The sequence below is a fragment of the Halorussus ruber genome, from assembly GCF_004765785.1.
GTDB lineage: Archaea > Halobacteriota > Halobacteria > Halobacteriales > Haladaptataceae > Halorussus > Halorussus ruber.
Window position 1 is genome coordinate 227,317 of record NZ_ML219769.1, and the last position, 20,804, is coordinate 248,120.

Annotated in this window: 22 protein-coding genes and 3 pseudogenes; 11 read left to right on the forward strand and 14 right to left on the reverse strand. The window is 58.6% G+C overall.

The window, feature by feature from the left end; translation table 11 throughout:
* The first annotated feature begins 172 nt into the window (after positions 1 to 172).
* Positions 173 to 1,006 (forward strand): universal stress protein, encoded by an 834-nt coding sequence (locus EPL01_RS03210; protein WP_135823808.1) that lies wholly within the window; start codon positions 173 to 175, stop codon positions 1,004 to 1,006.
* A gap of 154 nt (positions 1,007 to 1,160) precedes the next feature.
* Here the strand turns inward: EPL01_RS03210 and EPL01_RS03215 are convergent, their stop codons facing one another.
* The 8 genes and pseudogenes from EPL01_RS03215 to EPL01_RS21410 all read right to left on the reverse strand — a co-directional run.
* A complete protein-coding gene (locus EPL01_RS03215) occupies positions 1,161 to 2,021 on the reverse strand; it encodes a universal stress protein (protein ID WP_135823809.1) in 861 nt (286 codons plus the stop codon).
* A gap of 52 nt (positions 2,022 to 2,073) precedes the next feature.
* Positions 2,074 to 2,493, reverse strand: a complete 420-nt coding sequence (locus EPL01_RS03220; RefSeq protein ID WP_135823810.1) for a hypothetical protein — start codon at positions 2,491 to 2,493, stop codon at positions 2,074 to 2,076.
* On the reverse strand, positions 2,480 to 3,019 hold the full coding sequence (locus tag EPL01_RS22165) for an SWIM zinc finger family protein (RefSeq protein WP_135823811.1): 540 nt from the start codon (positions 3,017 to 3,019) through the stop codon (positions 2,480 to 2,482). Before EPL01_RS22165 ends, EPL01_RS03220 begins: the two co-directional genes overlap by 14 nt.
* 586 nt (positions 3,020 to 3,605) lie before the next feature.
* A complete protein-coding gene (locus EPL01_RS03235; protein ID WP_246045621.1) occupies positions 3,606 to 4,622 on the reverse strand; it encodes an AI-2E family transporter in 1,017 nt (338 codons plus the stop codon).
* A gap of 408 nt (positions 4,623 to 5,030) precedes the next feature.
* On the reverse strand, positions 5,031 to 5,378 hold the full coding sequence (locus tag EPL01_RS03240; protein WP_135823813.1) for a DUF7344 domain-containing protein: 348 nt from the start codon (positions 5,376 to 5,378) through the stop codon (positions 5,031 to 5,033).
* A 57-nt stretch (positions 5,379 to 5,435) separates the two neighbouring features.
* The gene (locus tag EPL01_RS03245; RefSeq protein WP_135823814.1) at positions 5,436 to 6,101 is read right to left on the reverse strand and encodes a helix-turn-helix domain-containing protein; all 666 of its coding nucleotides are present in this window, start codon (positions 6,099 to 6,101) and stop codon (positions 5,436 to 5,438) included.
* A gap of 190 nt (positions 6,102 to 6,291) precedes the next feature.
* Positions 6,292 to 9,006 carry a cation-translocating P-type ATPase gene (locus tag EPL01_RS03250; RefSeq protein ID WP_135823848.1) on the reverse strand — a complete coding sequence of 905 codons (2,715 nt, stop codon included), beginning with the start codon at positions 9,004 to 9,006 and terminating at the stop codon, positions 6,292 to 6,294.
* Between the two features lie 447 nt (positions 9,007 to 9,453).
* A pseudogene (locus tag EPL01_RS21410) lies at positions 9,454 to 9,700 on the reverse strand (anion permease); the annotation flags it as partial.
* Between EPL01_RS21410 and EPL01_RS03260 the strand changes: the two are divergent.
* From EPL01_RS03260 to EPL01_RS03290, 6 genes and pseudogenes are all read left to right on the forward strand, one after another.
* Positions 9,698 to 9,982 (forward strand): annotated as a pseudogene (locus tag EPL01_RS03260) (hypothetical protein); the annotation flags it as partial. The pseudogenes EPL01_RS21410 and EPL01_RS03260 overlap by 3 nt on opposite strands.
* A gap of 118 nt (positions 9,983 to 10,100) precedes the next feature.
* Positions 10,101 to 11,151 (forward strand): annotated as a pseudogene (locus EPL01_RS03265) (RNA-guided endonuclease TnpB family protein).
* 380 nt (positions 11,152 to 11,531) lie between these two features.
* Positions 11,532 to 12,839 (forward strand): erythromycin esterase family protein, encoded by a 1,308-nt coding sequence (locus EPL01_RS03275; protein WP_135823816.1) that lies wholly within the window; start codon positions 11,532 to 11,534, stop codon positions 12,837 to 12,839.
* Between the two features lie 208 nt (positions 12,840 to 13,047).
* The gene (locus tag EPL01_RS03280; RefSeq protein ID WP_135823817.1) at positions 13,048 to 13,473 is read left to right on the forward strand and encodes a glycosyltransferase family 2 protein; all 426 of its coding nucleotides are present in this window, start codon (positions 13,048 to 13,050) and stop codon (positions 13,471 to 13,473) included.
* 145 nt (positions 13,474 to 13,618) lie between these two features.
* On the forward strand, positions 13,619 to 13,948 hold the full coding sequence (locus EPL01_RS03285; protein ID WP_135823818.1) for a ZIP family metal transporter: 330 nt from the start codon (positions 13,619 to 13,621) through the stop codon (positions 13,946 to 13,948).
* Positions 13,949 to 13,978: 30 nt separating this feature from the next.
* On the forward strand, positions 13,979 to 14,383 hold the full coding sequence (locus EPL01_RS03290; protein ID WP_135823819.1) for a ZIP family metal transporter: 405 nt from the start codon (positions 13,979 to 13,981) through the stop codon (positions 14,381 to 14,383).
* A gap of 119 nt (positions 14,384 to 14,502) precedes the next feature.
* On the opposite strand, the gene EPL01_RS03295 is transcribed toward EPL01_RS03290, so the two are convergent.
* From EPL01_RS03295 to EPL01_RS03320, 6 genes are all read right to left on the reverse strand, one after another.
* A complete protein-coding gene (locus EPL01_RS03295; protein ID WP_394346239.1) occupies positions 14,503 to 15,393 on the reverse strand; it encodes a M78 family metallopeptidase domain-containing protein in 891 nt (296 codons plus the stop codon).
* Between the two features lie 211 nt (positions 15,394 to 15,604).
* Positions 15,605 to 16,039, reverse strand: a complete 435-nt coding sequence (locus tag EPL01_RS03300) for a PIN domain-containing protein (RefSeq protein WP_135823821.1) — start codon at positions 16,037 to 16,039, stop codon at positions 15,605 to 15,607.
* Positions 16,040 to 16,291: an AbrB/MazE/SpoVT family DNA-binding domain-containing protein gene (locus tag EPL01_RS03305; RefSeq protein WP_135823822.1), complete on the reverse strand. Its 252-nt coding sequence runs from the start codon at positions 16,289 to 16,291 to the stop codon at positions 16,040 to 16,042.
* 112 nt (positions 16,292 to 16,403) lie between these two features.
* Positions 16,404 to 16,838, reverse strand: coding sequence for a type VII toxin-antitoxin system MntA family adenylyltransferase antitoxin (gene mntA / locus EPL01_RS03310; protein WP_135823823.1), 435 nt, complete (start codon positions 16,836 to 16,838; stop codon positions 16,404 to 16,406).
* Positions 16,839 to 16,881: 43 nt separating this feature from the next.
* On the reverse strand, positions 16,882 to 17,112 hold the full coding sequence (locus EPL01_RS03315; RefSeq protein WP_135823824.1) for a DUF7557 family protein: 231 nt from the start codon (positions 17,110 to 17,112) through the stop codon (positions 16,882 to 16,884).
* Between the two features lie 115 nt (positions 17,113 to 17,227).
* On the reverse strand, positions 17,228 to 17,617 hold the full coding sequence (locus EPL01_RS03320; RefSeq protein WP_135823825.1) for a hypothetical protein: 390 nt from the start codon (positions 17,615 to 17,617) through the stop codon (positions 17,228 to 17,230).
* 184 nt (positions 17,618 to 17,801) lie between these two features.
* On the opposite strand from EPL01_RS03320, the gene EPL01_RS03325 reads away from it, so the two are divergent.
* From EPL01_RS03325 to EPL01_RS21970, 4 genes are all read left to right on the forward strand, one after another.
* Complete coding sequence (locus EPL01_RS03325) at positions 17,802 to 18,086, forward strand: AbrB/MazE/SpoVT family DNA-binding domain-containing protein (RefSeq protein WP_135823849.1); 285 nt, start codon at positions 17,802 to 17,804, stop codon at positions 18,084 to 18,086.
* Positions 18,083 to 18,559 (forward strand): type II toxin-antitoxin system VapC family toxin, encoded by a 477-nt coding sequence (locus EPL01_RS03330; RefSeq protein WP_135823826.1) that lies wholly within the window; start codon positions 18,083 to 18,085, stop codon positions 18,557 to 18,559. Before EPL01_RS03325 ends, EPL01_RS03330 begins: the two co-directional genes overlap by 4 nt.
* Before the next feature lie 130 nt (positions 18,560 to 18,689).
* Complete coding sequence (locus tag EPL01_RS03335) at positions 18,690 to 20,342, forward strand: MBL fold metallo-hydrolase (protein WP_210424066.1); 1,653 nt, start codon at positions 18,690 to 18,692, stop codon at positions 20,340 to 20,342.
* A 250-nt stretch (positions 20,343 to 20,592) separates the two neighbouring features.
* A partial coding sequence (locus tag EPL01_RS21970) for a hypothetical protein (RefSeq protein ID WP_210424067.1) occupies positions 20,593 to 20,804 on the forward strand: 212 nt, incomplete at its 3' end.

A 20,804-nucleotide genomic window follows, 5' to 3' on the forward strand; every position in this document is an offset into this window, starting at 1 on the left:
GAATGATTCGGCCGGAACTCTTCCGTTTGAAAGGGAACCCGTCTTAGGACATTTGAGGGTAACCTTACTGGCTTCCGTCTATCGTGGACGCCCTCATTCTATCTCTTCCATCGGATTCTCCTTCCAGTATGTGCTACACAAGAACATAGTGCAATGGTCACGAAGAACCTCTGTGTACGACCAAATTCTCATTCCGACCGACGGAAGTCGATCTGCAGAAGCCGCCGCTCGCCATGGGCACGTGATTGCGGAGGCATTCGACGCGTCCGTCCACCTCATCAGCGTCACTGATGATACCGAACGTACTGACCGACTTGCGAAAGCACAGGCTCAAGACGCCATAGCTACGCTTGAGAAACTCATAGAGCAGGAATCCGACCTTTCCTGTAGTTCAGCCATCGTGAAGGGAAGTCCGTACGAAGCGATTCTTTCCTATGCATCAGAGAATGACATCGATCTCGTCGTGATGGGGACGCACGGACGACGTGGGTTGAGCCGGGCCCTCCTCGGCAGTGTCACCGAGCGTGTGATTCGGTCGAGCAACGGTCCCGTGTTAGCAGTCCCACCGCATGCAATCGCCCAAGAGCGAGAGGGGTACGAGAGGATTCTCATCCCGACAGACGGGAGTCCGGGTGCGACTGCTGCGGTCGAACACGGAATAGCCCTTGCAGAGCGACTGGAAGCTACAGTGCGTGTACTCTATGTGATTGAAGGTGAGCGGGGGCTTCCATCAATCGGTGATCCGCTACGTGACGAAGCGGTCGAGGTTGTTGAAGCGGTAGCAGAGCAGGTATCAGAACGTGAAGTCGCCCTGAGTACCCACGTCCAACCCGGAATCCCCCACGAGGTAATCAACAATTTCGTCAGTGCGTATGGAATAGACCTCGTTACGATGGGAACACACGGCCGCTCGGGGGTACGACGTCATCTACTGGGGAGCGTCACTGAGCGGGTGTTGCGTACGAGCGATGCGCCGATACTCACCGTGCGACGAGAGACTGAATGAGGGTCGCTCAGTGTTGCCGACGTATGGATACTTGGGGATTTGACCGGTAGATGAGGACCCCACTTCTGGGCGAACGCGACTGTCGAGCAGTTTAAGAATATGGACCGTACCTCAACGGGGTCCCAGGCCGGAGTCAGTGTGGGAAAGGGAGATTTCAGGAGTCGGACTGTCGGACGGTCATCACGGGCACCGGTGACGTGCGCACGGTTTTCTCGGCGACGCTCCCGAGGAGATATCTCTCGATACCACTGCGCCCCTGCGTCCCCATGACGACGAGGTCAATCTCGTGTTCATCAACGTAGGAGCGAATCTCTCGATACGGGGTGCCGTATTCGACGCTCGTTTCGACCGCAGAGACGGATGCCTCTGTCGCGCGTTCTTCGACAGTATCCAACGCCGTTCGCGCTGCTTCTTCGAGACTGTCGAGGTTCGCGTCGGAGCGCACATCGAACCCCATCGCCGCTTTATTGACGACGGAGAGCGCGTGTAAGCTCGCATCGTAGGTGCTGGCAATATCGACGGCAGGACCAATTGCAGCCCCAGCACCCTCGCTACCGTCGGTCGGTACGAGGATGTCTGTGTAGGGGAACGTGACACCGCTCTCCTCTTCCGCTTTGACGGTCAATACCGGCACGTCCGAGAGCCGAACGACCTTCTCGGTGACACTTCCGAGCAGATACCGTTCGACGCCGGTCCGGCCGTGGGTCCCCATCACGACGAGGTCGATTCCGTGGTCCGTTGCGTACCGCAGAATCGCGGTATGAGGGACGTCGGTGCGAACAGCTTGTTCGGTCTCGACTCCCGTCGTCGATAGGTTCGCGCAGGTTCGTTCCGCCAGTTCAGTCCGCTCCGCTTTGAGCCGGTCGTACCGCGGTGCGTTTTCGAGGCCGCGCGAATCGACGACGCAGAGCGCATGGACGGTCGCATCATACTGTCTTGCCAGGTCCTCGGCGTACTCGGCGGCCACCTCTGAACAGGGACTGCCATCTGTAGGGACGAGAATGTCGTCGAACATCGTTGGACAGTATCCCGTTCGGGGGCCGACGTCATCAAAGATTGGTGGCTATTTACAACCAATCGAGAACGTTCTCGGGACTCCGCGCCGGAAGAATATCGTAGTGGTCGCTACCGTTTCTGTCGAGATCGACGAGTTTGAACACGCCGTCACCGGTCCAGCCACAGTCGGCTGAACACCGTGCGACCGCGTGCGCATCTGCACCCTCACCGAGATGAATGCCGTCGAGCGTGAGCGCGCTATCGCACGCTGGACAGACGGGACTGACCGAGGTGTACGTGTGCCCGAGCATCGCCTCGATGTCTGTCGTGGTCTCACCGAGCGTCTCGTTGAGGACGGTGCCGACGGCCGCTTCGAGTGACTGATAGCGAGCCTGCTGTTCGGCTTCGTTTTCTGGAAGGTTGGTGTTCGTGACTGCGATGGTTAGTCGTGCGAGCGAAGCGTCGTCGTTCGGGTATTCAGGGGAAGTCACAGGGTTCGGAATCGGTTGGGTGTTGTTGTACTCCGATACAGCGTGAGAACACGCAAGGGGTCGTCTCGACGTGTGGAGTACTATTCAGGGAGGTCACGTCGTCCGGTCCGGTAGCACTCCCAGCACGGAAAATCGCTGGAGAGGTCCGCACAGTCGCAGTCTGGCTCGTCGGCCTCCGCTTGTTCTTCGGAGTTCTCCTCGTGGTCGCGCACTTGGTTTGGGGTCGAACAGTCTCGCCACCGTCGGCGAGGAGTTGATGGTGGCGAACGGCGTCGAGAATTGGTCGGCGGAGCGCAACTGCGACACGGTGTTTGCACGCACCGCTGTATTTCGCGTCTGCCGGGCACGTACACGCGGTCGGCAGGTCGTCCTCGATTCGGACGGTGTACTCGTGATTCTCCGGGTCGGCGTAGCTCCCGCTCCGAACACGAACATCACCGTTCTGGAGTTCGAACTCGAAGGCTTCGTACTGTGCTCGTTTCCTCACTCTACTCGTCGTCTCTAGGTTTGCGGGTGGTGTCGTCATTATCGTCGTGAGGCACCGAGAAGTCGAGTGCCCCGCACCCGTCAGGGGCAGAAAAATCACGGAGTACGAAGAGTAAGTCCTACCCTTTAGATTAGAGCAGATGCCTGAAAAGTGCTAATTATGCAGAAGACGTTGTCTGTTTTGATTGCTCGCTCGGAGAGCAGATGGACGCATGACCCGACCGAAGATGGTTTGGAGATTACTTACAAGAACAGAGGTCGGACATGTCGAATCCGGGTTCACGATAGTTTACATCGTGACGGTACTCGGGTCAGTCCGCTCGTGGATGCCGTCGAAATCGTCGTCGAAGCTCGCAATCGAGTCGATGTCTCGCGGCATCCTCGTCGTGGTGGGCGTAGAACACATCCGTATCGATGAAGATGCTCATCCGTAGATGATGTCGTCGATGTCGTCTTCTGTCGTTTTCTGACCGGATGCAACGGTCCCATCGTGGAAGGCCTCGTGAGCGTCATCGTCGACGGGAACCTGCGAGTCGCGGAACGAATCGATAAGCCTTCTAGTAAGACAGGTACGGTAGCGTTAGTTATTACACCTATTCTCGTCCTCGTCGTTCTTGACCGGGCAGTCAGCCGATGTCTCTCTCGTCGAGTTGAGACCAATTCTCCAAGCCGACGCGGAGAGTGGCTTTGAGCGCACCGAGGATGACGGGGCCGAAGAACAGTCCCATAATTCCGAACGCGTACGCGCCGCCGAGGATACCGAGGAGAATGACGGCGGGATTGAGTTTCGCATACCTATCGACGGCGAATGGACGGAGATAGTCGTCGGTGAGTCCAACCACGATAACGCTGTAGACGAACAGTCCCACGGCGAGTACCGGTTCGCCCGTGAGATAGAGGTAGACCACCGCTCCTCCCCAGACCGGAATCGCACCGACGAGCGGAACCATAGCGAGAACTATCATGACCGCCGTCCAGAACACCGCATTGGGAACGCCAGTGACGGCGAGCCCAACACCGGCGACGACCCCCTGGACGATACCGACGAAGACGTGTCCGAAGAGAACGCCCCACATCACGTCGTCGATCTCCGCGTAAAGGTCGCGCTGGATGTCCATCGGGAGGGGAATCGTTCGGTGGAGCCAGTCGAGCAGATCATTGCCGTCTTTGAGGAGGTAGTAGATGAGAAAGAGCGCTAGCGCAATCCCGATGAGGTGGAAAGTGATCGTACCGAACGCTGCGGCCGACCGTTCGAACACGATCGTCCCGATTTCCCGTCCCGAGCCGACGAGTTCTCCGACGATATCGACCTCTTGTCCAATGAGTTCCTCGACTCGGGATTCGAACATCTCGATTTGCATCACGTCAGTGTCGAAGTCCCGGAGGATTCGGTCGGCACTATCCGCGACGGTTGCAAGAACTACCACGAATGGAGCGACGAATCCGGCAACTGCCAGCACGACGAGCGAGAGTGCAGCAACCATCGGCGATACGTACGCTTCAAAGCGGACTTGCAGCGGATACAGCACGTAGGCGAGGAGTACGGCACCGAGGACGTACTGGAGAAACGGTTGGACCAGTACGACCGACAGCACGATGAGGACGGTACCGAAAGCGAGGAGAAATCCCTTACTGAGATTCACGACCGCGAATTCGTTAACCGATGACAAAAAGATTCGCGCTCGGCCTGGGAACAGCGTTACTCTGCAGGAGGAATAGGCGTTTGGCTACCTGTTTTGATTGACCTCTCGCTGTGAGGATTCGGCTCGGTCGAATCCGAATTGTAATCGAGAACCCGGCTCTGTTGAAACCCTCCAAATCTGACAGTAGATGGTGTGAGCAGTTTGTGGTGCGAATTGATTACCGACACCGCTTTATTCGTTCTTTAAAGCGAGTAACTGGGGTGCGTCTCGAATCTGGTACTCTTTTTCGTCCACCTCTTCGGTCTCAAGTGTCTTGGTGTGCTTCGACCACTCTTTTCTGTTCGGTCACGGGCGTGCCATCGACGGGTGTAGAGTCGTTGATCGTCATCGTGTGCTAATTAGCATCCTTCAAGTAGTTGGAAGCTCAGAATCGATAGCGAGGATTGCCGAAAGGTGGGACTCTTCTTGTTCGAGCTGGACTGTTGGCTCCACCACTTGCCGCTCAGCGTCGTATTTGATGAATCCGGCCTCGGCCAACTTCGGAAGATGGGTGTGATGCAGGGCGGTGTGAATCTGTGTGACTGTCTCGTCAGCAGCCTCTGTCGGTGACGTGTGGTGATTGTGTTCGATGATCGCGTTTGCGAGGTCGTTTATCGAAACCGACTGTTGCTGAGTTGCGAGTGTCGCAAGGACGATGCGACGATGCTTGTTTTCACAGACGTCGAGAGCCGTGTCGAGTTCAGGTGTCCCAACCATACGCTTCTGTAAACAGCCAACGCGGTTCACCCCTGTTTTTGGATATACAAATCGTTTTTAAGTGGTTCGATCTGGTGGGTGAAGTTCGGTCAGCGTACTGCCGAGGATAGCACTAATCCCGCGTCGGAGACGGGATGCGACCGCCTGCTGTGAGATGCCGAGTTCGTCGCCGAGGTCTGCCATCGTCACGTCGCGTGGGGTGTTGAAGTAGCCCCGCTCGTACGCGAGCTCCAACGCCTCCTGCTGGGTGTCGGTGAGTGCTGTCTCGGCCGCTGACTCGATGGGTGTGAGCGCTTGCAGTTTGGTGAGCGTAATCGGGATGGCTAACTCCCGACAGCGTTCTTGGAATGCCGCAACGTCACGTCGGTCGTCACCCCGAATATCGAACGTCCACTGCTCGCTCGTGCCGACCGCTTTAATAAGGGGAACCCCCGTTTCCATCAGCGTGCTCAGAACACTGTCGTACTTCAGCGTCCACTCGACGCGCAATAGGTGCTCGTCTTCGACGGAATCGACGAGTCGGATGTTCTCCACTCCCGGATGGTCGAGAAACGCATCCTCAATGTCATCAACGGCAGTCCCGCGCACCCAGAAATAGGGAATCACGACGTCTTGGGCCGGTATGATTCGTTCCAGTTCGACTGTCACGCCCGGCAATTGTTCGAACACTGTACCGAGGGGGAACTGGTCTGACGGAACGGTAAACGTCGCTTCGGTAGCCATTATCAAGTCTGTCTCGCGCCGCCAGTAAAGGACTGGTGTCCATACCGACAAGCGAGGAACGAAATCCTCGATATGGACACGTAACCAGTATCTGAAACGATAGATTCACGCTCTACATTGCTCACAGCCATTCTGATTCCGTCAGCAGGTGAGGGTTTCAACAAGGCCGAGATCCCATTTCCGAGCATCGTCACGAGTCGGACGTTCCGACTCGCCGTCGGAGTTCACGCTCTAGCTGTCCGATTACGAAGGGGAGGAGACTCATCCCGAACACGAGCAGCCACCCCTCGACCCCGATGGGGGTGGTACTCAGCGCCAGAGAGATGCCGGGCAAGTAGACTGCGCCGAAGAGGATTACTGATGACAGGCCCAGGGCACCCCAGACGTACAGGTTTTCCGTGACCTCATTTCTGACGAGATCTGACGTGATATCCCGGACGTTGAACACGTGCCAGAGCTGGGCAAAGGCCAACGTGAGGAACGAGATTGTGACGGCCTCATCAGTGTCCATACCCCCGGCGTACATCCTACCGCCGATCACGAATGCACCGATGACCGCGGCTGAAATCAGTATTCCGAACAGCCCCAGTTCGGTCCAGTTGATTCGCGTCATAATCGGTTCCTCGGGGTCCCGAGGTGGGCGGTCCATGATGTCACTACTGCCGCCGCAGGCACCGAGCGCGAACGCCGGGAAGATGTCGGTCACGACGTTGAGGAACAGAATCTGCAGCGGGAGCAACGGAAGCGGGAAGCCGAGGAGCGCGGCGATAAGTATGACGAGCAGTTCGCTGACGTTGCACGACATGAGATACAGGACGAACTTCCTGATGTTACTGAAGATGATCCGTCCCTCTCTGACGGCGTGATAGATGCTCTCGAAGTTGTCGTCCTGCAGAATCATGTCCGATGCTTCCTGAGCGACTTGGGTCCCCCGCTGACCCATCGCTACGCCGATGTCGGCCCGCTTGAGTGCTGGCGCGTCGTTGACGCCGTCGCCAGTCATTGCGACGATAGAGCCTGCTGCCTGGTGAACGTCGATTAAATCGAGTTTGTTCGCGGGATTCACTCGCGCGAAGACGGACGCGTTCACGAACCGGTCCCGCTCCGCCTGGGTGAGGTTTTCGACGTCGTCGAGTTCACGACCCTCGACGACCTCGGTGTCGTCCGAGCCGACCAGTCCGACGCTCCGGGCGATGTTTTGGGCCGTTCCCGCGTGATCGCCGGTCACCATGACGACTCGTATCCCCGCGTCCTGACACCGCTGGATAGTCGATCTGACTTCTTTTCGCGGCGGATCGATCAATCCAACGAGCCCGATCAGCGACAGGTCCTCGTACGGCGAGCCCTCTGTACTATCCACGTCTTTCTTGGCGAGTCCGAGAACGCGCAACCCGTCTTCGGCCATTCGCTCGCTCTTTTCGATCAACTCGTCCTTCTCGGTCGCCGATAACTCTCTGGAGTCCTCCCCCGTCACCACCCGAGAAGACGCGTCGATGACCTCCTCCGGAGCCCCCTTTACGGCTACCGTGTACCGTCCGTCGGAGTCGTGGTACGTTGCCATCATTTTGACGGCCGGGTCGAACGACACCTCCCGGGCTTCCGGCAGCGATTCGAGGAGGGCGTCCCGGTTGAGCCCGCCCTTCATCCCGGCGATCAGGAGGGCGACTTCCATCGGATCGCCCGAAACGTTCAGTTCGCCGTCTTCCTCGGTCACGGAGGCGTTGTTACAGAGGACGCCCACTTTGAGCGCTTCCTGCATGGCGGGGTCCTGTGGCTCGTCTAGCTCTTGGCCGCCGTGCTGAAACGTCCCCTTAGTGTCGAGTCCAGTCCCTGTGACCTCCACCGAGCCGTTCGCCAGCTCGTAGGCGGCCACCGTCATCTTGTTCTCCGTTAACGTTCCCGTCTTATCAGTGCAGATGACGGTTGTGGAGCCGAGCGTCTCGACGGAGGCGAGGTTGCTGATGAGTGCGTTGCGGTCGGCCATCCGCCACATCCCCCTCGCCAACACGAGTGTGGCGACAATGGGGAGCCCTTCCGGCACTGTCGCAACCGCCAGCGCGATGGCCGTTTCAACCATCAGGAAGAGATCCTGCCCCCTGAGCCAGCCGGACACGAGGACGATAGCCGCAACCACGAGGAGTAATGGAACGAGTTTCTGTCCGAGGTCGTCAAGCTTCCCCTGGAGTGGTGTCTTTTTCTCACCTGTCTCTTGGAGCGATGCCGATATCTGCCCCAGTTCTGTGCCCGGGCCCGTGGCGACGACGACTGCTTCTGCGGTGCCCCGCGTCAGGTACGTCCCCTTATACAGCATGTTCTCCCGCTCGGCGAGCGGCACGTCTTCATCGAGGGGCTCGCTGGTCTTCCCGACGGGGACGGATTCGCCGGTGAGGGCCGACTCGTCAACTTGGAGCTTGGACGGGTCTATCACCCGCAGGTCGGCCGGGACGATATCACCAGCATCGAGAATGACAATATCGCCCGGAACTAGGTTCTCCGCCGGAATTTCCTGATCGTCGCCGGATCGGCGGACTCTGGTTTCGACCTCCGTCATCTCCTGTAGACTCTCCATCGAACGGATAGCACGCATCTCGGTGACGAAGCCGATGGCACCGTTAATGACGAGAACAGCGAGAACCGCGGTCCCTTCGATAACGTCCCCCATCACGAACGCCGCCACGGCCGCAACTGCGAGCAGGAGGACGATAACACTCGCAAACTGGTTCACTAAAACCTCGAGCCAGCGTCGCTGTTCGACTTCGTGTAACTCGTTGGGACCGAACCGCTCTCGTCTGCGCTTGACTTCCTCTTCCGTCAGCCCCTCGTCTTTCGATACGTCGAGTTGTTCCAGAACGTCGCTTACAGACCGCGACCACGGTGACTGAGTATCGTCCCTGTTTCGTACCATCACTTAGGAAAGGCTCCGTATTTTCTCATACAGAACAGATTGAACGCGGCGCTTTGTGTAGTTTCGGTACGGATTGATACGACTGCCGGGTTCCTCGCCCGCCTCAATTGAGCAGGTAATCTCTGTGTGATGTGTGGACCTGAGTAGCCCTCTCGCGATGAGTACCCGCCCGAAATCCGGATAGCTTCGATTCGTCGAGCGAGTTCCGTACTAGCTGTACCCACTCTGCACTCAGTTTTCCTCGGTTGGCGGGGGCGTTCACCCGGGGTGGCCGGAGGTACACGAATACGAACTCCGCGACCACGAATTCCCCGCTCATGATGACGAGGAGTCCCCACCGACGGGTGCAGATCGCTCCAACACTCCCATTGTCGTGTGAGGGACTCGTCGGAGGACGACTGCAACGAGCGACACCGGTGGACAGTACGGATCGGAATCCCGGTGTCGTCACAGGCCCCAGAAGAACGCGATGCCCGGCCGTCGTGACGACGGTTAGGACGAACTGGAGCGGTGCCCCGACGCGTGCGAAGTCGGTGAACTCGTACCCGCCGGGGCCGTAGACCATGAGATTCGTCTGATAGCCGACGGGACTGAGTAGCGGTGTGCTGGCGGCGAACGTCACCGCGAGGGCGAACGCGAAGGTGTTGACCCCGAGTTGACCCGCAACTTCCACGGCGATGGGAAGCATCAATACGGACTGCCCCGAGACGAAGGGTCGCGGCTCCCCTACGTCATCCCGGAATACGAAGGCGCACCGATCTACGATCACGAGCGCTTACCGTCCGTCACCCGCGAGTCGCTGATTGACGCCGACCTGACGATCCGCTCGTACGACACACTAACGTCGCCGCCAACGGACCTGCCAACACGCGAGACGGGACTCGTCTTCGAACACCGTGCTCGGGAGAGCGACGCCGACATCGAGTACGACCTCATCTCGAGCGACGAACTCGAACACATTACGGAATTGAGAGGAGAAAGCCCCGCCCTTTAGGGCGGGGATGAATCCGACAAACGATGACACAAACCACCAACGATAGCACGGCCGGATATTCCAATAAATACTTAGGATGATAGACTAAATTACCGATGTAATGGTCACGGTGACTGTCACCGCAAAGTTCCACAACCCATCCCTCTCACGGCGCAAAGAGTGGCAACGCGCCACTCGCCTCTACCGTGACACCAAGCAATCCTGTATCGACGGATGGGTGAACGGCAACTTCGGCAAATCCGTGACCACGGCCAGCATCGACAACGCACTCTACTCGGCTATCCAGAACCAAGCCATTCGAGAGGCAAAATCCGACCACAACAAGGACGGAGAGGTTCGCTACCGAGAGAGTCAGCCGTTCGCCATCAACAACCAGAACTGGGAAATCGACACGACCGAGAACGGTACAGTCGTCGTCGGCTTCCCGTGCATCTCTCAATGGTGGTACACGCCCATTGAAGTGTACGACGACATTGCCGACCCCGTAGACCGACTGGTCGAAGGTGACGCCGACAAGACCCGTCTACAGGTCTACCGTCGCGGAGACGACTGGTACTGTACGTTCAACATTGAGTACGACGCTGATACGTCGGGTGAAACGCCCATCGGTGTCGATATTGGTGAACGACACATCCTCGCGGTGACCGCCTACGGCGAAGACGAGTCGATGCTGGTGTCGGGTGGTGAGGCGAAGTACGTTCGACGCAAATATCGTTCCCTACGCGATTCGCTTTCGGAAGCGGGTGCGCTTCGCGCACGCAACCGTGATGGGTGACAAAGAACAGCGTCGAATCAAAGACCTGAACCACAAATTCTCCCGTCGCCTCATCACGTTCGCGGATCAGTTCGAGAACCCCGTGATTCGGATAGAAGACCTCGAAGGTACCCGCGAGAACAGTTCGTGGTCGGGTGTCCACTCGTGGCACTTCCACCAACTCCAACAGTTCATCACGTACAAAGCCGAACGCGCCGGTATTCGTGTCGAGAAAGTCGATGCGTACCATACCAGCCAGCGGTGTTCGGCGTGTGGTTCGATGGGAACCCGTGATGGCGACCACTTTTCGTGTTCGGAGTGCAATCGTGGACGCCACGCTGACCTGAACGCTTCGGAGAATATCGCACAACGGGATGGTGAACCATGCACGGGCTAACGTCTCCGAAAACGCTCTGCGTTTTCGGGAGCACGGAAATCCCTGATTTCCGTAGCCTTCGGGCGAGTCGAACCGTGCTACCTCGCGGGCTGAAGAACCCGCCGTCGTCATCGGGCTACGCTCGATTGCTCGTGGGACGTTGTCCCACGCTGTTGACGCCCGCTATATGCGGGGAGGAAGGCCCCATTGACAGGGCTACACGCGCTGAAAAGCACGTCCTTGGTCACAACTGGACGGCGACCGTTGACGGCCCACGCGAAAGCGTACTTGAGGCCCGAGGAAACGCGCAACCTGAATATCCCCTTCGGGGAATCCTCGCCCGTTAGGGCGGGGAGGATGTCAATTCAGCAAGTTCGTGAGTCGGGAGGACTGATAGCTCGATGGCGACTCGGGACCGCGCGTTCGCCCGCACCGAGGGTATCGAGCGCGCCGCTAGCACCATCGAGGAGCGCGCCGAACCGCTGGACGAGCGGGCCCTCCCGCGCCTCGCCGACGAGGTCGAGGACGCGGATTTCGTCCTCCTCGGGGAAGCCAGCCACGGGACCTCGGAGTACTACCGGTGGCGCGCCCGGTTGACCGCCGAACTCGCCGAGCGCGGCGGACTCTCGTTCGTCGCGGTCGAGGGCGACTGGACCGACTGCTACGAGGTGAACAGGTACGTCCGGGGGCAGCGCGACGACGACCGGGCCACCGACGTCCTCGCGGAGTTCGAGCGGTGGCCGACGTGGATGTGGGCCAACTGGGAGGTCGCCGCGCTCGTGGACCGACTCCGAGGGTACAACGAGGGACGGTCCCACGACGAGCAGGTCGGCTTCTACGGTCTCGACGTGTACAGCCTCTTCGAGTCGATGGAAGCCGTCGTCGAGTACTTGGAGGACTACGACCCGGAGGCCGCCGAGCGGGCGCGGGACGCCTACAACTGCTTCGAACCCTACGGCGAGGACGCCCGAGAGTACGGCCGTTCGACACGGCTCGCGCCAGCGGACTGCGAGGACGAGGTGGTCGAAATCTTGGCGGACCTCCGGCGAGACCACGAACGGTACGACGGCGACCCGGAGGCACACTTCGCCGCCGAGCAGAACGCCTTCGTGGCGAAGAACGCCGAGGAGTACTACCGGTCGATGATGGAGGGGAGCGCCGAGTCGTGGAACGTCCGCGACGACCACATGATGGCGACGCTCGACCGACTCGCGGACCACCACGGCGGGACGGCGGTCATCTGGGCGCACAACACTCACGTCGGCGACGCCCGGGCGACCGACATGGCCGACCGCGGCAAGCACAACCTCGGACAACTCGCTCGCCAGAACCATCCGGGCGAGTGCCACGTCGTCGGGTTCGGCACTCACCGGGGCGAGGTCGTCGCGGGCGAGGAGTGGGGCGCGGACGAGGAGAAAATGCGCGTCCCGCCAGCCCGCGAGGGGAGCGTCGGCAACACCTTCCACCGCGCGACCGGCGAGGACTGCTTCCTCCCAGACACCGACGCGCCCGCGCTCGCCGAGCGCCGGGGCCACCGCGCCATCGGCGTGGTCTACGACCCCGACCGCGAGACGTACAACTACGTTCCGACGAATCTGGCCGAACGCTACGACTCGTTCGTCCACGTCGAGGACTCGACCGCGCTCCACTCGCTCGGCGTCGAACCAGACCTGAGCGAAGCGCCCGAGGCGTACCCGTGGGGCGTGTAGCCGTAGAAATGTAATTATTTCTCTAACATAGAAAAGCAATTTCTTAACACAGTATTTCATTTTCTTAGGCGAGCACGACCGCGGCCGTCGGCCACGGTCGCGCAGGACAACCGTTCGTACCCACTCCTTCTGCTGGCGTCTTCTCCGACACAACTCTCTCCTCACCTCGGGCACAACCCCTTTCCCGCCCAACACCGTGCTTCCGCCGATGACCGTCAGCGTCGTCCTCCCGACCTACCACCGGGCGTCGGTCCTCGGCGACGCCGTCGAGAGCGTCCTCGGCCAGCGCTACGCCGACCTTGAACGCCTCGTCGTGGACGACGGCGACGACGAAGCGACTCCCAAGGTCGTCTCCTCGTTCGGCGACGACCGACTGCGATACGTCTGCCGCGTGGAGGGTTCCGGCGTCGCAGCACTCGCGCGCCCCGGCGTTCAGTGGGACGTAAGCAGACTCGGCAGCCACGTGTCCGTCTATCGCCTCGACGGTCTTGCGCATGAACGCGTGCTGGATGGCATAGAGTATCTCGACCATAGGTTTCCTCTGGTTTCGACTCCGTCAGCGGAAACGGAAACGTCGAAAACCGTCCGCCGGCGGAGCCGATGGTTACCTCTGTTACTGTGCCGACGTGTATAGTCCTCACCCCAAACTGCTGACAGACTTGGTGGATGGAATCTAGGTACTGTAGAATTCCGGTAGACGGACACAACCGGCGGAGGTTTTCGGCGGTAGACCGACATTGGCCATCGCTATCTTCCCGTGGTAGATATTGAATTGACGTATGGGACTTCTGCTCGACCTCAATTTGATTCTTGCTCAGGTATCTGGTCCGAGCGGATTTTCCGGAGGGCTTCTGTCGAACCCGTGGTTTTACGCGGGGTTCTCGGCCGTCTCGATGGCGGTGGGGTCAGCGGTCGCCCTCTGGCTTGATCCGCGTCGAGGGTGGCAGGCCATCCTACTTGCCGTCGGCGGCGGGTCACTGGTCATCTCGCTCGCCTTCGAACTGTTCGACCCGGCGTTCCACAACATCGGTCGCTGGGGTGCGTCGGGCTTCTTTGTGGCTGGCGTGGGGACGTTCGGCGGACTCGACATCCTCATTGACGGACGATGAGCGACGAGACAAAGGAGAACGGGTGGGACTGTGGGCGAGCGTGACGACCGACGGCTCCCCGAGAATGCGGCGATGGGGTCGCTGCTCGCTGCGTCGGGGCAGGTCCACGGCGCACTCTCGTTCCTATTCGCGCTCGTCGTGACCAACGGGTCGCAATCGATGATGTCCGGGACCAACATGAAGGAGAACCACGGTCGGTGGGTCGTTCTCGGCGCTTGGGTCGCAACCGGTCTCGTGGTCGGCGCGTCTGTAATGGCTGGCTACTGGTACCTGCCGTCCCTGTCGCACTACTGGCTCGGGGCGGTCCGGGCGTTCGCCGGGGGTGCCATCCTCGCGTCGCTCGCGGGCGAAATCTATCCCGACGCCTACGAGGACGCGGGACCGTACATCACGCTGGCGACAGCGGTCGGCTTCCTCGTGACGTTTCTGCTGTGACGCGATTGACCTCACGTCTTGCGGTCCTCTCTCCCTCATCGCCACTACAGTATGGACTACCGGCTGAAACCGACTTCAGGCCCCTTCGAGCAAGTTGAGAAAGCAGATACTTACGCGGATTACGTCTCGTCTGGTTCGCTGGCCCACCTATCAACTATATTGACGACTTCTTTTGCCGTGTTGCTAATCCGGTCAAGCCGATTTCGGATCGACGCTGAATCATCGCCCTGCCACGCAGCGAGGTAGAACGCCGACCCATCCGTGTCAAGCCCACAGTACCGGCCAACAATGTACGCGACGGCTTCTGCTTCGACCTCGCGTTTCGCCCGCTCGGTTTCGTCGGTGATGTCTGCGTGGAGGAGTGCGTGGGCGTACTCATGAATCAGCGTGACCGCGAGATCGGCCTGATTCGAGCGGGCTTTCGCCTCGACGACTGGTTGGAGATTACGATTACTCCGATATTTGCAGACGCCCGTTGCGTCGCCATGCGTCCACTCGTCAGCATCGACGACACGAACTGTCACGCCGATATCAGCGGCCGCATCCTTGAGTGCAGGCACGAGGTGGTCGGCATCCCCAGTCGCCTCGGTTTCTAGCTCAGGACGCGGCTCACCTTCGGTCTGAGACACATCGAAGACCGCCGTTGGCTTGAAGCCGACAAGCCCTTTCGACCACTCCTCCGGCGGCGTCTCGTCGTATTCACAGTCGCTTTGTTCGTGATAGCTCGGCGAATTCTCGCACTCGGGACACCGGTTGGTGATGATCGGTGCCCAGATCCAGATGGCCTGTTCGCCCTCTTGGACATGCCGGTCGAACTCAGTTCGCCACGTGTTGTAGCCAGCGACCTTCGTCGCCTCTGGATACTGGAGTTGGATGAGCAGGGTATTTCGATGGGAGTAGTCGTGGAACTGGGATTGAACACCAAGCCAGTCTTGGAACTGCTGACTGGCTCTTGCCTCGTCAGTGAGAGCGACGAGGTCGTCGATCCACGCTTCGATCGTACTGTGCATCTCGTCGTGGCGAGTTTCGGAGTCACTGAAAGCAACTCGTGAACAAGTATTCGATAGCATGATATTCGAGTGCGGCCGACGCTTACGAACGCCGAGTGCCCCGCACCCCTCGGGGGCAGAAAAACTAACTGACTGGCTCTAACTCGTCTATCGAAGCGGCTTATCTACAGATGAACAACGCGAGTATCTTGGAGCTTGACTACGAGGCGGTTTATTTGGGGTCGTACGGATTTGTCGCAGTATCGAGTCGGTAGACATCGTCAGCCGCATCGAAGTCATCATCGAATGCGTAGAGATATCCTAGCCCTTCTGTCTGCATGTAGGCGACGATACACGCATCGACGAGCGAGAGTGCTTTGTGTTGTCTGAATAGTGCTTTTCCTGTCGCAAAGGCATCGGTAGTCAGTGACTCGACGTGGAAGCGAGCGTTCTCTTCGATTCGGTCAAGAAGATCGACGGCCGCATCGTGTCCGGCGTGGGTGGTGAGTCCGTTCATCGTCTCTGCCAGAACGTAATCGAGAATGACTGCCTCCGGCAACGACCCGTCGTCAACGCCACGGAGAATGGGGAGCGCAGTATCGTGTGCGTTATCTCGTCGATAGGCCGCTGCGAAGAGGACCGACGTGTCGAGTAAGGCCCGAGGCATTTATTCGATATCGACGCCCCAGGCGTCGTGGTCGGTAGTTACGTCTGTTTCTGTATCCCCGTCGTAGCCCTCGAAGTCACTAAATGTGCCTGTCCGCTGTTGAATGACGTGGACGCGGATACTGCCATCCTTTTCGATGTGCCAGCGCAACTGGTCACCGTCGTCGATTCCGAGTTCTCGCCGGATTCGGGCAGGGATGTTCGCTTGGTTGCCCGAGACCTTACTTTCGGCGTCGATACGGTCACTACTCATGGTCAATAGAGGGAACTCTATCGGTAAAAAGGTAGTGTGGAGACACACTATGTTCTGCTTGAGGCAGCAAGTCTGATAGGATTTTGATAACGAACACGTCTTCGTTGACCATCTATGCGTCTCCGCTCGCTAACCGGTCGATGAATTCACGCTGTTGGCGTTTTCGCTCGTCGACCGTTGATTCGTACTCTTTCTCGATTTGCTCGTGGTATGTCTCGACGGCCTGTTCGTCGCCAGTTAGCAGGAGACCGTCTTGAAGAGCGGCGTGTGCGACGGCAGTCGGGAGTTGCTCGATATCGCTTACGTCCACAAACTCCTCGGCATACTGCTGGAGGTCCGCATCGATTTGGTTTCGCAGTCGGAATCGTTCCCGAGCGTCCAATGTCTCCGGGAACCGGAGTGCGATGTCCACGTCTGAGTCCGGTCCAGCAGTTCCGCGTGCGTGCGAACCGAAGAGAATCGCAAAGACGACTCGCTCTTGGTCGAGATACGACCGCAGTCGGTCGAGCTTGACGCGTTCGACCGCGGAGTCGTCTGTATGCACCATACGTACGTGTTCATCGTCCCGCATAATATAGTTGTGTTGCCGATTAGTCGAAGCGCTTGCCGAGTTCACGGACCTCGGCAGTATCCTCTTCCTCTGGTATCTTGATCGCGTCCCGCATCTCACCCACTTGCTCGCTGTCGAAGACATCCTGAAGGTCGCGGAGCGAACGGTTGTCGATGAGGCGCTCGATAGTCTCACTAAACGACTCTCCCTCCTGTCTATTTGCTTTGATGCGCTCGTAGAGGTCGTCATCAAGCTGAACGTGGCGCGACATCCTTGTCGACGACATTGCCGCCGAAGTTGAATCAGTATTTGGGTCACCCACGAAATCCCTCCGCTGACACTCTCTAGGACCGGGTTCAGTGACGCGTTTATTCCGGTAAGACGCGTCACACCGTTCGATCCTCAATTGGCTCAAGAGTCCGAAGGTCTGCTCGCAGGACGTCGCCATGCCGGACGACGTATCGAGCGGCAAGCACCGGGAATCGACACTTGGTGAATCCGGCCGTTTGAATATCGAGTTCGTCGTCCTCCTCGACGTACGTTGCGAGTGCTCGAAGGAACTTGTGGGTCCGCTGTCCTGCTTCGTAGTCTGGCAGGCCGTTTTCTCGACGCCCATAGACCTCGAATGCGTCGTAGCCCCAAATCGAGAGTCGAGCGTGGTCGTCGACCTCCCATTCGAGCGTTCCGAAACAGTATGATTCGCAGAGTTCTCGAACTGCCTGTGCATCGGTGACGGTGACACCGTCCGACGTTGTTGCTGCTTGGAGTGTTGCCATATTTCTCGGGCAGGGAATGCTATCCCCGCACCCTTCCAGGGGGTAAAAACTCGTTTGTGTTCGCTGATAGCTACTCTCTGGTGAGTTGCCTCGCTGGATGGTCCGTTCAATAGCATGCAGTCAAGTGTACGAGAGCACCGGCCCCGTAATACTGATTACGTATTACTCCGTAATTCTACTTGAGATGCCTCGGGTCACTACCAAAGGTCAGGTCACGATTCCGAAGGAGATTCGTGACGCCCTCGGGATTGAACCGGGCGACGAACTCGCCTTCGAGAAAACCGACGCTGGCTATACGATTCAGAAACAAGAACCGACGACAGCCAACGGTGAGAACCCGTTTGAAAAATACCGCGGAAGTGCCGAGAGCGAAGCGTCGATGCCTGAGCGAATGCGCCGACTCCGCGGCGAGTATCCACGCGATGTGAACGACGACGATGACGACGGAGACTCGAGGGCTGAGGCGTGATCACGTCGGTTGATACGAATGCACTCCTCGCGTTGTTGTACGAGGATGGCTATGCTGACGCAAGTGAGGACGCACTCCGAAGCGCCTATCAGGACGGCAAAGTCGTCATTCCATCCATCGTCTACGCAGAACTTGCGGCGGATGGTCACTTCGAGACGACGTCCGAACTTGACCAGTTTCTCGAGGACTTCAGCATTCAGCTCGAAGACCCGTCTCCAGCCGCGCTCTTCCGAGCAGGTGAACAATTCCAACAGTATACTGACCGACGACCAGATGGGCTTCAGTGTCCGTCCTGTGGTACGAAGCAGACCGTGCGATGTGAGGAGTGTGGTGGCGAACTCGCGCCACGCCAGCACATTGCCGCGGATTTCGTCATCGGTGGTCACGCGGTAGCTGATGCAGATGCACTCATCAGCTTTGACGATGCATTCTACGACACGTACTTTCCGTCGCTGACTGTCTTCCCCGAGTAAAAGCGAGTATTCATCCTGTCTAGAAGCTCTTTGTCGGGTTTTCAAGTACGGGTGGTCCTACCATACTTGTACATAGATGGATATCTCGTACCAGAACGCGAATGTTTACGAGGGAAATGAGTCGACCCTCTTGCGATTTCACACGAACGATGGGACGACCGCGTGCATCCTCATCGATGCCGGAGACGGCGTTGATTTAGACGCCCTCCTCGCTGACGACGAGTATCTCAACGCGATACTGCTCACGCACGGCCATATCGACCACTATCGAACGCTTGGCGACAACGTTCGCCATAACGCTCCGATCTATACTGCGCCCGCAACAGCGACAATTGTCGAGCGCGCACTCCCCGAAGCCCAGAAACACAACGACCTCGGGGCTGTCTCAGACGCACTCGACGCGCTCGAACCAATCGAGGACTGGACCGCTATCCTGCCGAACCTCGAAGTCCGTCCAATTCCGGTAGGGCACACGCCCGGTGCTGTCGGATTCGTCATCCGGTTCCACGACGAAGCGAGTACCAACTCGGCATTCGACGACGAAATGCAGTATCTCCTCGCAACGGGCGACTTCACGACTCGGCCCTGCGCGGGATATCCTGGCTTGGAGACGGCCTTACCGGTCGATATCGACGCCGTTCTGCTGAACGTTGCGACGACCGACGAGTACACGACCCACCTCAACGATTCATTGCGAACGATTCTCGAACGCGGGTTCGCCGGGTCATCTGTCGTCGTTGCAACGAGCGCGCTAACCGGCGTCCACTACGCGACGCTCCTCGGCCACCTCGCCGACGAGCTTGACCGGACACTCCCGATTCGGCTCGTTGGGCAAACCGCGAAACTCTGGGACGACCTTGACTTCGATACGCCGAACGCCGAATCACAGCGGGTTTTCTCTGAGCCGTCGGAGGTACTGGACTCGGGTGCAATCACGATTTGTGGCCCTGACGAGCCTGTCCGAGGAAGCGCCAAGCGATTGTTCGGGGCTATTGAGAACGACCCCTCTGCGGTGTTCGTCCAACTTACGACGGGCGGGGCTGAGCCTGTTTCCGGCGGGTCGTGTACGGCCCACGCATTCGAGGTCATCAACCATCCGACGCCCGAGACGCTCGACGAGACCGTCGCGGAGCTAGCGCCACAGCACGTCGTCATCAAGCACGCGACAGGCGGGGAGCTGAATCGGTTCCAGAAGCGCTACGACGAGTGTTTCACATGGGGTACCAACGACTCACACGAGCACACTCTCTACGAGTCGGGGGAATGGGTTGCTCCGGGCTGGCTCACAGACCGCGTCGCCCAAAAGATTCGGATGCAACAATGGCAGGCGCTCGGCGACAAACCCGTTGCCACCCGAGAGAATTTCCCAGTTCCCGAGCGAACGCCGATCGATGTAGCGACGGAAGGCGTGGCCGTTGACGAATTTCGAGACCAATTCTCTACTCAATCGATTGAGACTGACCACGATGGTCGAACTAGTGGCCCGTCTGCTTCGACTGAAAATCGACAGTCACACCCAGAAACGACTGAAGACGTACGCGACGACCCAGCGGCGGCGAGTTCGCCGGATTCCGAGACGGACTCGTTCGAATCGACGGTGTTGACTCGGTTGGACGCTATCGAGGCGAAGCTTGACGCCGAGGACGCGACCGAGACTGTGACAGCACGAGTATTGAGTGGGGACGGGCAGACATTCCTCCAAGTCTTGGACGAGACTGACCTCCCACCGGGCCAACTCGTTGAACTTCAAATCAACAAGACGGCTACAGACGACTCTGACTGAGACGCTATTTTGGTGTGGCGGCTACCTGACAGTTGAATTTCGAGAACAGGAGGTCTCGTTTGACCGACGGACTGGTGTGTGACGGGATTTCTGCTCCCACCTGTTTCTTGTCTCAAAATCTGGCAGTCCTATTTAATTGCGTAGGTATATCAGGCTCGGTTGACTGCGACCGTTTGAATCTATTCATTCCATCTAGGTTTAATAATACCAAAAATAATTTTATAACTGAATTTATATCGGGATGTAATCAATGGACCGTCGCACGCAACGCGCCCTCGCCGTCACCTTCTCTATTCTTATCGTCACGGCGACACTCACCCCTGCCAGCGCCACGCTCTCCCCACCGAACCACTCGCAGACCGACAGTTCACTCTCCGACTCGCTTACGAATTCCCTCGCCGAGTTCGACGCACTTCCCGCCATCTTCGGCGCGGGGAACGGCAATGGAAATGGGAATGGGAA